The 11,118-nt window shown below is 66.7% G+C and carries 9 protein-coding genes and 1 pseudogene; 2 read left to right on the top strand and 8 right to left on the bottom strand.

Going from position 1 to position 11,118, the window contains the following annotated elements:
- Positions 1 to 119: 119 nt before the first annotated feature.
- Both ABCR88_RS15320 and ABCR88_RS15315 read right to left on the bottom strand, forming a co-directional pair.
- Complete coding sequence (locus ABCR88_RS15320) at positions 120 to 1,079, bottom strand: FecR domain-containing protein (protein ID WP_350404812.1); 960 nt, start codon at positions 1,077 to 1,079, stop codon at positions 120 to 122.
- Between the two features lie 7 nt (positions 1,080 to 1,086).
- Positions 1,087 to 1,584 (bottom strand): annotated as a pseudogene (locus tag ABCR88_RS15315) (RNA polymerase sigma factor); the annotation flags it as partial.
- 259 nt (positions 1,585 to 1,843) lie between these two features.
- On the opposite strand from ABCR88_RS15315, the gene ABCR88_RS15310 reads away from it, so the two are divergent.
- The gene (locus ABCR88_RS15310) at positions 1,844 to 3,283 is read left to right on the top strand and encodes a nucleobase:cation symporter-2 family protein (protein WP_011061444.1); all 1,440 of its coding nucleotides are present in this window, start codon (positions 1,844 to 1,846) and stop codon (positions 3,281 to 3,283) included.
- A 168-nt stretch (positions 3,284 to 3,451) separates the two neighbouring features.
- Positions 3,452 to 3,913, top strand: a complete 462-nt coding sequence (locus ABCR88_RS15305; protein ID WP_337153122.1) for an LEA type 2 family protein — start codon at positions 3,452 to 3,454, stop codon at positions 3,911 to 3,913.
- Here the strand turns inward: ABCR88_RS15305 and glsB are convergent, their stop codons facing one another.
- The 6 genes from glsB to ABCR88_RS15275 all read right to left on the bottom strand — a co-directional run bounded on the left by glsB (position 3,914) and on the right by ABCR88_RS15275 (position 11,117).
- On the bottom strand, positions 3,914 to 4,822 hold the full coding sequence (gene glsB, locus ABCR88_RS15300) for a glutaminase B (protein WP_011061446.1): 909 nt from the start codon (positions 4,820 to 4,822) through the stop codon (positions 3,914 to 3,916).
- Between the two features lie 368 nt (positions 4,823 to 5,190).
- Positions 5,191 to 5,649 carry a transposase gene (locus tag ABCR88_RS15295; RefSeq protein WP_232644712.1) on the bottom strand — a complete coding sequence of 153 codons (459 nt, stop codon included), beginning with the start codon at positions 5,647 to 5,649 and terminating at the stop codon, positions 5,191 to 5,193.
- A 186-nt stretch (positions 5,650 to 5,835) separates the two neighbouring features.
- Positions 5,836 to 7,626, bottom strand: a complete 1,791-nt coding sequence (locus ABCR88_RS15290) for an ABC transporter ATP-binding protein (protein WP_350404809.1) — start codon at positions 7,624 to 7,626, stop codon at positions 5,836 to 5,838.
- On the bottom strand, positions 7,623 to 8,468 hold the full coding sequence (locus tag ABCR88_RS15285; RefSeq protein WP_052470412.1) for an ABC transporter permease: 846 nt from the start codon (positions 8,466 to 8,468) through the stop codon (positions 7,623 to 7,625). Before ABCR88_RS15285 ends, ABCR88_RS15290 begins: the two co-directional genes overlap by 4 nt.
- Positions 8,469 to 8,491: 23 nt before the next feature.
- Positions 8,492 to 9,553 (bottom strand): ABC transporter permease, encoded by a 1,062-nt coding sequence (locus ABCR88_RS15280; RefSeq protein WP_015635723.1) that lies wholly within the window; start codon positions 9,551 to 9,553, stop codon positions 8,492 to 8,494.
- Positions 9,546 to 11,117 carry an ABC transporter substrate-binding protein gene (locus ABCR88_RS15275; protein ID WP_350404806.1) on the bottom strand — a complete coding sequence of 524 codons (1,572 nt, stop codon included), beginning with the start codon at positions 11,115 to 11,117 and terminating at the stop codon, positions 9,546 to 9,548. Before ABCR88_RS15275 ends, ABCR88_RS15280 begins: the two co-directional genes overlap by 8 nt.
- Between the last annotated feature and the right edge of the window lies 1 nt (position 11,118).

The raw sequence follows: 11,118 nt of genomic DNA, 5'->3' as shown, positions 1-11,118 counted from the left end.
TTTCACGTGTTCCTTCCCAGCCGGTTGAAATGACGTCAATGAGAATGATTGTCTTCTCAGTCTCACTACGACGATTTCTCCCAGGGGAACTTGCAGTGCCCAGGCAAAAAAAATTCGACTCAGTGCAGGACCGCCAGCCATGGCAGGTAGGTGACGTGCAGCGGGTAGCGCTGCTGCAGGGCCTTGAGCGAGCCTTGCGGATCATGCAGGTTGAACACGCCGCTGATGGCCAGGGCCGCCAACTGACCGTCGGAAATCAGGATGCGCCCGTGCTGGTAGCGCTCCAGTTCACCTATCACCTCACCCAGTGGGCGGCCGTTGAAGATCAGCTTGCCGCGCTGCCAGGCGGTCAGGCTGGCGGCGTCCACGGTCTGCTGGGCCAGCAGCGGCTGGCCGGGCTGGTATTGCAGGCGCTGGTCGGCCTGGAGCAGCACTGGTGCGTGGTCACCGCTGAACTGCACCTGCCCTTCGCGCACCACCACCGTCAGTTGGTGGCCGTCGCGGCGCACGCTGAAGGCACTGGCAGCGCTTTGCAGTTGCTGGGCCTGGGCCTGGACCACGAAGGGCCGCTGCGGGTCGGCCAGCGGTTCGAACAGCGCTTCGCCGCTGCGCAGGATCACCCGGCGCTCATCCGCCGAGTAGGCCACCGACAGCGCACTGGCGCTGTTGAGGGTGACCCGCGAGCCGTCCGCCAGGGTGATGCTCTGTTGCTGGCCGACCCCGGTGTGGTAGTCCGAGGTCAAGGCCGGCCACTGCTGCCAGCCCAGGCCCGCCCCCAGCGCCAGCAGCAGCGAAGCGGCCAGCGCCGGCCAGAAGCGCCGTGGCCGGCGCACCATGACGGGCGGCGCCTGGTGTTGCCGCGCGGTCTCTGTCTGCCCCAGGTCACCCCACAGTTGCTGGGCCTCGGCGGCCGCTGCGGCATGGGCCGGGCTGCGCTGGCGCCATTGCTGGAAGGCCATGCGCTGGGCCGGCGTGGCGTTGCCGGAGTGCAGCAGCACCAGCCAGTCGATGGCGGCGTCTTCGAGGCTTTCGGGGTGGTCGGTCATGGCATCGGCGGCAGGCAAGAAGGAATCATTCATGGTGGACTTTCAGCCAGTCGCGGCAATGGCGCAGGGCCTGGCCGATGTATTTTGCCACCATGCTTTCGGAAACGCCCAGGCGCAATGCGATCTGTGCCTGGGTCAGGCCTTCCAGGCGATTGAGCAGCAAGGCCTGGCGGGCGTTGTCCGAGAGTTGCGCCAGGGCCTCGTCGAGCACCGCCAGGCGCTCCTTGGCCAGCAGCACGGCTTCCGGTGCCGGGGCCGGGTCCACCGCTTCGGTGTGCTCCTGGCCGTCGGCGAGGTTGGCCGCCAGGCGCTGCTCGCGGCGCAGGGTGTCGATGGCCAGGTTGCCGGCCACACGGAAAATGAAACCGCGATCGTTGTGCACCTCCACCGTCTGCGGATCGACCTTGAGCAACTTGAGGTAGGTCTCCTGGGCCACGTCCGCCGCCCGTTGGCGATCGCTCATGCGCCGGGTGAGAAACTTCAGCAGGTCGTCGTAATGCTCTTGAAAGCTGCGCAGCAGGCTGGGGGTCGGCAGCATCGGGGGGGCGGTCCGCAGATCGGGGAGGCGGATTATTCCATAAAGGCAAATGAGAAACAGTATCTTTCGTATCTTTTCCAACTTGGCTTTTTCCGCCTGTTTGCCCTTCTGGCTGCGGCGCCTTTCTGGCATCCTGCGCCTCCTTTTTTCTGACCGGGTGCGCACGTCTTGTCCATGACATGGCGTTGCGGCCCAAGTCCCGTCCACTTTCCGACGTGTGCCCCCGTAGTTTTCACACGTCACTGGCAGGCCTTTCCCCATGACCGCACCCGACCGCTCCCCTCCCCGCTACAAGTCAGACCTGATCTATGGCCTCAACGACCGTCCGCATTTCAGCGCGGCGATCTTCGCCGCCCTGCAGCATGTGCTGGCCAGTTTCGTCGGCATCATCAGCCCGACCCTGATCTTCGGCGGGGTCCTGGGGCTGGAAAGCGAGCTGCCGTACCTGATCAGCATGGCGCTGTTCGTCTCCGGCCTGGGCACCTTCGTCCAGGCCCGGCGCCTGGGGCCCATCGGTTCCGGCCTGCTGTGCGTGCAAGGCACCAGCTTTTCCTTTATCAGCGTGCTGCTCAGTGCCGGCTTCATGGTCAAGGGCCGGGGCGGCGACACCAACGAAATCCTCTCCACCATCTTCGGCATCTGCTTTGTCGCAGCCTTTATCGAGATGTTCCTCAGCCAGTTCATCGGCAAGTTGCGCAAGCTGATCACCCCGGTGGTGACCGGCACCATCATCACCCTGATGGGCCTGTCGCTGATCAAGGTGGCGGTCACCGACATGGCCGGCGGCTATGGTGCCAGTGACCTGGGCGCGGCGAGCAACCTGGGGCTGGCGGCGCTGGTGCTGCTGACCATCGTGGTGCTCAACCGCTTCAACCACCCGATGCTGCGCCTGGGCTCCATCGTCATCGGCCTGACCCTGGGCTTCGTGGTGGCCTGGATGCTCGGCCGGGTGGACATGGCCGCCATGCCCGAGGTGCCCCTGGTGAGCGTGCCGGTGCCGTTCAAGTACGGCTTCTCCTTCGACCTGATCGCCTTTATTCCCCTGGCGGTGATCTTCCTGATTTCCCCCCTCGAAGCAGCCGGCGACCTGACGGCCAACTCGATGATTTCCCAGCAGCCGGTCAAGGGCCCGCTCTACATCAAGCGCATCAAGTCCGGGCTGCTGGCGGACGGTTTCAACTCGGCGGTGGCAGCGGTGTTCAACAGCCTGCCGATGGTCACCTTTGCCCAGAACAACGGGGTCATCCAACTGACCGGCGTGGCCAGCCGCTACGTGGCCTACTTCATTGCCGGGCTGCTGGTGCTGCTGGGCCTGTTCCCGGTGATCGGCGCGGTGCTGCAACTGATGCCCAAGCCGGTGCTGGGCGGCGCCACCCTGATCATGTTCGGTACCGTGGCCGTGGCCGGGATCAAGATCCTCGCCGAGGCCGGGCTGCACCGGCGCAACGTGCTGATCGTGGCCATCTCCCTGGGCATGGGCCTGGGCGTGGCGGCGGTGCCGGAAGTGCTGCGCGAGCTGCCCAAGGCGCTGCACAACATCTTCGAGTCGCCGATTACCGTGGGCGCCTTCTGCGCGATCTTCCTGAACATCTTCCTGCCGGAGGAATTCCTTGAGCTGGAAGAAGACGAGTTCGATCCGGAAGCGGCGACCCTCAAGGTCATGCAAGACCCGGACATGAGCGGCAAAGCGAACTCCTGAGGCTCGCGGGCGTCTATGCTGCGTGCGCTGGTGACGGGCCCTCGGCCGTGGAAGGCTGGCCGGGGGTTTGCCTGGCAAGGCCCTGCGGGCCTTGTCGCAGCCTCGCAGGCTCGGCAGCGGCTACAAGGTGCCGGCCAGCCATTCATTTCCATTGCCAGCAGGTATTGCATGCGTAGATTGATCGCCTTGACCCTGATACTGCTCAGCCTGAGCGCTTGTGCGCTGTTGCCCAATCGCGATCCACTGGCGATCAATGTGGTGGGCATCGAGCCACTGCCGAGCCAGGATCTGGAAATGCGTTTCGCGGTGAAACTGCGTCTGCAGAACCCCAACGAAAGCCCCATCGACTACAACGGCGTGGCCCTGGACCTGGAAGTCAACGGCCGCCCCCTGGCCTCCGGGGTCAGCGACCAGCAGGGGCATATCGGCCGCTACTCGGAAGACATCCTGGTGATCCCGGTCAGCGTCTCGGCCTTCTCGGTGCTGCGCCAGACCCTGGGCCTGAGCCAGACCCAGAGCCTGGACAACCTGCCCTACGTGCTGCGCGGCAAGCTTGCCGGCGGGCTGTTCGGCACCCAGCGCTTCATCGATCGCGGGCAGCTCAGCCTGAGCAACCCTGGCGCCTGGTAACTAGAACACTGACCAGCCGATACGCTGGCTGAGCAGTTCCAGGGCCGCCATGCCCACCAGCGAGTTGCCGGCGCTGTTGAGCTCCGGCGACCAGACGCAGACCGTGAACTGCCCCGGCACCACCGCCACAATTCCCCCGCCCACCCCGCTCTTGCCCGGCAGGCCGACCCGATAGGCGAAGTTGCCGGCCTCGTCGTAAAGGCCGCTGGTGGCCATGATCGAGTTGACCTGCTGGGTCTGGCGCCGGGTGAGAATCTGCTCCCCGCTGTGCTTGCAGAAGCCGTCGTTGGCCAGGAAACAGAAGGCCCGGGCCAGATCCACGCAGCTCATGCGCAAGGCGCAGTGGCTGAAGTAACTGCGCAGCACCGCCTCCACATCGTTGTGAAAGTTGCCGAAGGACTGCATCAAGTAGGCCATGGCCGCGTTGCGGGCGCGGTGCTGGTACTCCGACTCGGCCACCCGACCGTCCACCATCACCTGCAGGTTGCCCGACAGGCGCCGGACAAAGTCGCGCATGGACAAGGCCGGCGCGGCAAAGCGCGACTGGTTGATGTCGCAGATCACCAGCGCCCCGGCATTGATGAAGGGGTTGCGCGGCCGGCCACGCTCGAATTCCAGTTGCACCAGGGAATTGAACGGCTGCCCCGAAGGCTCGTGGCCCAGGCGCTCCCAGATCGCCTCGCCGGAATGACCGATGGCCTGCACCAGGCTGAAGACCTTGGAAATGCTCTGCACCGAGAACGGCGTATCGGCGTCACCGGCGCTGAACACCTGGCCATCGTTGCCATACACGGCAATGCCCAACTGATTGGCCGGCACATCCGCCAGGGCCGGAATGTAATTGGCCACCTGGCCTTGGCCGATCAGGGGGCGGACTTCATCGAGAATCTGGTTCAACAGGTCTTGCATGTTCTGGCTCATTACCGATACGACTGCGGGGCTATGGCAGCTAGACGCACGCCAGGGCCGGCGCAGCACAGTCCACCGGCAAATGCCCCCCTGTAGGAGCTGGCTTGCCAGCGAAGGCGTCAGCAGATTCGCCACATGCCTTTCGGGCCCCTTCGCCGGCAAGCCGGCTCCTACGGTTGAGCGCAGGCCTTGTAGGAGCTGGCTTGCCAGCGAAGGCGTCAGCAGATTCGCCACATGCCTTTCGGACCCTTTCGCCGGCGAGCCGGCTCCTACGGGTGAGCGCTGGCCTTGTAGGAGCTGGCTTGCCAGCGAAAGCGTCGGCAGATTCGCCACATGCCTTTCGGACCCTTTCGCCGGCGAGCCGGCTCCTACAGCCAGATGGCGTCCCAGAGGGGGTAATCGTGCACGCGGGTGACCAGGCCGGCGCGAATCGGGTTGGCGACTATGTAACGGGAGACTCCCCGCAGGTTCTCTTCCCGGCGCAGTGCGCGGTCGTGGTAACCCTTTTGCCAGACGCGACCGGTTCGCTGCAGGCAAGCATTGATGTCCCGTGCGCTGCGGGATTTGATGCCGCGCATCAGGGCCGATAGCGAACCCGTCCCCAGCGCCAGCAGCCAGTGGAAATGATCAGGCATCACCACCCAGGCCAGGGAACTGGCACGACCTTCAAGCTGGGCCTGGTGCAGTTGTCGCACCAATAGGCGGCCGATACGCCAATCACCAAAGAATGGTTCGCGGTGGTGGGTCACAGCAGTGAGCAGGTAGACCTGGCCGGTTTGAGAGTAGCGCCCGGTACGCAGCCGGTTGCCGTGAAAGCGCTGGGGCATTGCGATGCCCTCCGTGTGACGGATACACAGCTCAAGGCTAACCCGTGGGTACGGGTGCGCCGGGGCATTGTGGATCCGGGTATTTCTGGGAGGGCCCCTTCGCCGGCAAGCCGGCTCCTACGGTTGAGAGCTGGCCTTGTAGGAGCTGGCTTGCCAGCGAAGGCGGTGCAAGGGTTTCTGAAGATGTCACCCAAGCCGTGGCGAATTCTCCAGCAGGGTCCGGGTGTAGATGTGCTCGGGCCGGTCCAGCACGGCGTCCACTGCGCCCTGCTCCACCACCCGTCCCTGCTTGAGCACCAGCACCCGGTCGGCAATGGCCCGTACCACGCCCAGGTCATGGGTGACGAATAGCAGGGTCAGGCCTTCGTCTTGCAACTGGCGCAGGAGCGCGAGGATCGAGGCCTGTACCGAGACGTCCAGGGCCGAGGTGACTTCATCGCAGATCAGCAGCTTGGGTTCGCACACCAGGGCCCGGGCAATCGCCACCCGCTGTCGTTCGCCCCCGGACAGGCTGTGGGGATAGTGGTCCGCCAGGGCCGGCGACAGCGACACCCGTTGCAGCACCGCATGGACCCGCGCCCTGGCCTCGGCCCCCTGGATGCCGAAAAAGTGCTCCAGGGGTGCGCTCAGGGTCTGGTACAGGGTGTGCCGCGGGTTCAGCGCCCGGTAGGGGTTCTGGAAAATGTACTGGATCTGGTGCCGCAGCCCTTTGCTCCGCTGCCGGGCCGACAGGCTCAGAGGCTGGCCGGCATACCGCACCCGGCCTTCGGCGTGCTCGCCAAGCCCGGCCAGGGCCCGAGCCAGGCTGGTCTTGCCGGAGCCGGACTCGCCCACCAGCGCCAGGCACTCCCCCGCCACCACTTGCAGGCTGACGTCGAACAGCACCTGGCGGTCATAGGCCAGGTTCAGGCCCTGGACCTCCAGCAACGGCCGTCGTTCGCTGCCGGACACAGCCGCTTGCACCGCCACCACGGGCGCTGGCGTGGGCAACGCCTGCCGATAAGGGTCGATACAGGCCACCTGGACATCAGCGGCAAGCCCTTGCAGCAACGGCTCGCCCGCTGTGCATTGGGCACGCTGGCGCGGGCACCGGGGCGCGAAGGCACACCCCGCCGGCCGCTGCCCGGGCGCCGGGGCCTGCCCAGCTATCGCCAGCAGGGGCCGGCGCTGGCCGACATCGGGAATCGCCGCCAGCAGGCCCCGGGTATAGGGGTGGGCCGGCTGGCGAAACAACGCCTCGCGGGAGGCGCTTTCGACGATCCGCCCGGCGTACATCACCAGCACCCGGTCCACCAGGTCCTTGATCACGGCCAGGTCGTGGGACACATAGATCGCCGCCACACCCAGGCTTTTGCACAGGTGGCGCAAGGTGCCGAGGATGTGCGCCTGGGTGGTCACATCCAGGGCCGTGGTGGGCTCATCGAGCACGATCAGCCGGGGCCGCAGGACAAAGGCCAGGGCCAGCATCACCCGCTGCTGCTGGCCGCCGGACAGCTGATGGGGAAAGCGCCGCAGGAACTCGCGATCCGCCGGCAAGCCCACATCCTTGAGGGTGTCGCGGATCCGCTGCTGCCGCCCGTGGCGGTCCAGGTGCGATGGATGCACCGCCAGGGTTTCCTCCAGCAGGTCGGCAATGCGCAGCGCCGGGTTCAGGGCGGTGGCCGGGTCCTGGGCCACATAGCCGATCAGGCCGCCCCGGGCCCGGCGCAGGTCCTGCGCCGAGAGGTCCAGCAACGACTGCCCGGCCACCTCGACCCGCCCTTCGACAATCCGCGCGCCCCGCCGGGCATGGGCCAGCAGGGCCGTGGCCAGGGTGGTCTTGCCCGAGCCCGACTCCCCCACCAGACCAAGAATTTCCCCCGCGGCCAGGCTGAGGCCGACTCCGGACAACACCTCCACGCCACCCGCCAGCTCCACCCGCAATCCCTCAACCTGCAGCACCCGGGCCTCTCGGGTCACTTCCACCACGGCGTTCATGGGCCTTTCTCCCCGATCCGCGCCTGACTGCGGCCGATGCCCTCGGCGAGGATGTTGGTGCCGTAGGCGAACACCCCGATCAGCAGCGCCGGGGCCAGCACCGCCCAGGGCTGGACCAGCAGCCCTGCCTGGTTCTCGTTGATCATCAGCCCCCAGTCGGCGGCCGGCGGCGCCACCCCATAGCCGAGGAAGCTCAGCCCCGACAGCATGCCCACGCCCCAGGTCAGCATGTTGCCGAAGTGCACCAGCAACGGCGTGAGGATGTTCGGCAGGATTTCCCCAGAGAGGATCCGCCAGCGTGAATAGCCCATCATCTGCGCCGCCTCGACGAACTCCTGCCCCGCCACCGCCACCGCGCTGCCCCGGGCCAGGCGCACCACCCCGGGGGTGAAGGCGATGGCCACGGTGAGCACGATCAACCAGGGCGCGCGCCCCAGCATCGAAACGATCAGCAGCACCAGGATCAGGTCGGGAAAGGCCAGGGAAACATCCGCCAGCCAACTGATCAACGTGTCCAGCCGGCGACGCGAAAGGCCGGCCAGCAACCCCAGGGCGCTGCCCACCAGCAGGGCGATGGAGGCCGCCGCCAGGGACATCCACAACACCGACAGGCCCCCGCTGAGCAACCGCGAAAGCACGTCGTGGCCAAGAAAGTCATGGCCGAGCCAGGCGCCGGCAGCGGGCGCGCCGTACACCGGGCCCAGCATGTCGGTGCTGCCATGGGGCGCCAGCCAGGGCCCGAACAGCGCCAGCAATACCACCAGCAAGGTGATGAATGCGCCCTTGCGGGTTTGCGGTTCGCCCAGCCACAGGCGCCAGCGGGAAATGCGTAAGTCGTTCATGGATAGGTTCTCATGCCACAGGTTCAGGGAGCCTTGGGCGCCGAGCGGCGCCACCAGGGCTGGAGGCCTCGTCGGTTGCGGCGGATCAGGCCGGCCCGCCGCGCCGTACGCAACTTGGGGGTCAGCAGCACCGTGGCCAGGTCTGCCAACAGGTTGATCAGCACCACCCCCAGGGTGATCACCAGCACGATGGCCTGGATCATCGGCAGATCGCGCATCTGGATCGCCGAGTTGAGGGCGGTGCCGATCCCCGGATAGCTGAACACCACCTCCGCCAGCAGGGCCCCGCCGATCAGGGTGCGCAGGGTCAGGGCCAGCCCCTGCACCGCCGGCACCAGGGCATTGGCCAGGGTGTGGCGCCAGACGATGCGCCACTCAGGGATGCCCCGCAGCCTCGCGGCGATCACATAGTCCGATTCCAGGGCCTCGATCATTGCCGCGCGCACCATGCGCGTCAGGTAGGGCAAGGCCGACAGGCTCAAGGCCAGCACCGGCAGTACCAGGAACTGCAGCTGGCGCCACAGTGCCAGCTGGGGGTCGAGGATCGACACCGCCGGCAGCAGGTCCATGTGGGGCATGGAAAACAGCAGCACCAGGCCAATGGCCAGGAGAAAACCCGGGGTAGCCTTGAGGAAGATCAGCAACGACAGGCTCCAGCGGTCCAGGCGGCTGTCACGACGCAGGGCCAGGGTCACCCCCAGCAGCAGCGCCGCGGGCACCACCAGCGCGATGACCCCGGCCAGCAACGCCAGGGTGTAGCCCAAGCGCGCGAAGAGGACGTCGGCCACAGGCGCGCTGGAATCCAGGGACTGCCCCAGATCGCCTTCCAGGGTCTGGCCCAGCCAGTGCAGGTACTGCTCCAGCAGTGGCCGGTCCAGCCCCAGTTGCCGTTGCAGGGTGAGGATGCTTTCCAGGGGCGCGTCGGGGCCAAGGATCACCCGCGCCGGGTCCGAGGGCAGCGCCTGGGTGGCGATGAACACCACCAGGCTGATGACCCAGGCCGTGAGCAGGCCGTAGCCCAGGCGGCCGACGAACCAGGACAGCCAGGCCGGGGTACGGGGCGTGTTGCGGCAGGTGTCAGGCATGGTTCAACCACATTTCGTCAAAGCGCCAGGAGGCGAAGGTCGTCTGTTCCGGCACCAGCCCGCCAACCCGCACCGAGGCCGCGTCCAGCACATCGTTGAAGCCCCAGATCAGCAGCCCGCCGCGCTGGTGCTGGATGGCCTGGGCTTCGTGCACCCATTGCCGGCGCAGTTCCAGATCGGGCTGGGCCAGGGCCTGCTGGTACAGCTGGGTGAATCGCGGGTCGTGAAAGTTGCTGCGGTTGTAGATGGCCTGGGGGGCGTCGTTGTGCAGCGCCGAGGCAAGAAAGCCCCGGGCCGGCGTGGCCCCGGGCGACAGCAGCCACTGTTCGCGCTGGGGGCCGTTGAACACCGAAGCGTCAACCTGGGTCACCTTGACCTCGACCCCGGCCCTCTTCGCCTGCTGGGCGAACACCAGCGCCGCGTTCACCCCCGGGCCCGGGGTGGTGGTTAGCTCCACCCGCAGGTCGCTGTGCCCGGCCTGACGCAACAGCGCACGGGCCTGTTCCAGGTCATGGGGCCGCTGGGCAATGCCGTGGTTGTAGGTGGGGTCGTGGGGCGAATACAGGTCATTGGCGACTCGGCCGAAACCATTGAGCCCACGGTCCACCAGCTCCTGGCGGTCGGCCAGCAGGCGGAATGCCTGGCGCACCCGCACATCCTGGAACGGCGCCTTGGCCAGATTGAGGTTGAAGCCGGTGAAAGAAGTACTCGGCGAGGCGTAGAAGCACAGCCGCGGATCGGCCTTGAGCAGCGCGCTGTGCTCGGCCTGTACGCCGCTGGCCACGTCGATCTGCCCGGCCCGCAGCGCCGCCGCCCGCGACACCTGGTCCTTGAACTCGATGATCTCCAGTTCGTCGGCGTAGGGCTGGCCGGGCTTGTAGTAGTTCTCGAAACGGCTGTACAGCGAGCGCTGGCCTGGAATGAAGCGCTTGAGCCGGTAGGGGCCGGCGCCCACCGGGTTGGTCTGCGGGTGGTAGTCGGTGGGCACTATGGCACCGAAGCTGATCAGGGTTTCGTCCAGGGGAAAGAAGCTCTGGCCCTGTTTGAAGCGGATTTCGATGGTGCGCTGATCGAGCTTGCGCAGGGCCTGGCGATCGATGGCCCCCACCAGCCCGGCAAAGGGCGAAGCCAGTTGCGGGTCGGTCAGGCGCAAGATGGAAAACAGCATGTCGTCGGCGCCGATGCTCTTGCCGTGGTGGAACTCCAGCCCCGGCTTGATGCGGATGGTCCAGACGCTGGCGTCGGCATTGGGCTCGGCGAACTCCGCCAGGGCCAGCCGGGTGCTGACGTCCGGGTTCCATTCCCAGAACTTGCTGTACAGCGCCCAGCCGCGAATGATCCCGCCGCCCACCGGTTTGTGGGCGTCGAGATTGCCGGACTGGTCGCCATCGATGATCCCCACCCGCAGGCGCCCGCCGCGCACCGGGGTGCCGGGCAGCAACGGCGCGGCACCGGGCGGCACACCGTTGTCACAGCCGCTGAGCAGGCTGCTGCCCAGCAACAGGCCGCCACCGGCGGCCAGGGAATGGCCGAGGAATACCCGGCGGGAAAATGCCTCGCTCATG

The organism is Pseudomonas sp. W17 (genome assembly GCF_040268305.1).
GTDB lineage: Bacteria > Pseudomonadota > Gammaproteobacteria > Pseudomonadales > Pseudomonadaceae > Aquipseudomonas > Aquipseudomonas protegens.
Note: the sequence above shows the minus strand (reverse complement) of the source record. Positions and strands in the feature narration are given on the sequence as shown.

Excerpts from the sequence above, each read along its gene's own strand:
- ABCR88_RS15290 (WP_350404809.1), bottom strand. The coding sequence starts at position 7,626 with ATGAACGCCGTGGTGGAAGTGACCCGAGAGGCCCGGGTGCTGCAGGTT.
- glsB (WP_011061446.1), bottom strand. The coding sequence starts at position 4,822 with ATGCAAGACCTGTTGAACCAGATTCTCGATGAAGTCCGCCCCCTGATC.
- ABCR88_RS15310 (WP_011061444.1), top strand. The coding sequence starts at position 1,844 with ATGACCGCACCCGACCGCTCCCCTCCCCGCTACAAGTCAGACCTGATC.
- ABCR88_RS15305 (WP_337153122.1), top strand. The coding sequence starts at position 3,452 with ATGCGTAGATTGATCGCCTTGACCCTGATACTGCTCAGCCTGAGCGCT.
- ABCR88_RS15285 (WP_052470412.1), bottom strand. The coding sequence starts at position 8,468 with ATGAACGACTTACGCATTTCCCGCTGGCGCCTGTGGCTGGGCGAACCG.
- ABCR88_RS15275 (WP_350404806.1), bottom strand. The coding sequence starts at position 11,117 with ATGAGCGAGGCATTTTCCCGCCGGGTATTCCTCGGCCATTCCCTGGCC.
- ABCR88_RS15295 (WP_232644712.1), bottom strand. The coding sequence starts at position 5,649 with ATGCCCCAGCGCTTTCACGGCAACCGGCTGCGTACCGGGCGCTACTCT.
- ABCR88_RS15280 (WP_015635723.1), bottom strand. The coding sequence starts at position 9,553 with ATGCCTGACACCTGCCGCAACACGCCCCGTACCCCGGCCTGGCTGTCC.
- ABCR88_RS15320 (WP_350404812.1), bottom strand. The coding sequence starts at position 1,079 with ATGAATGATTCCTTCTTGCCTGCCGCCGATGCCATGACCGACCACCCC.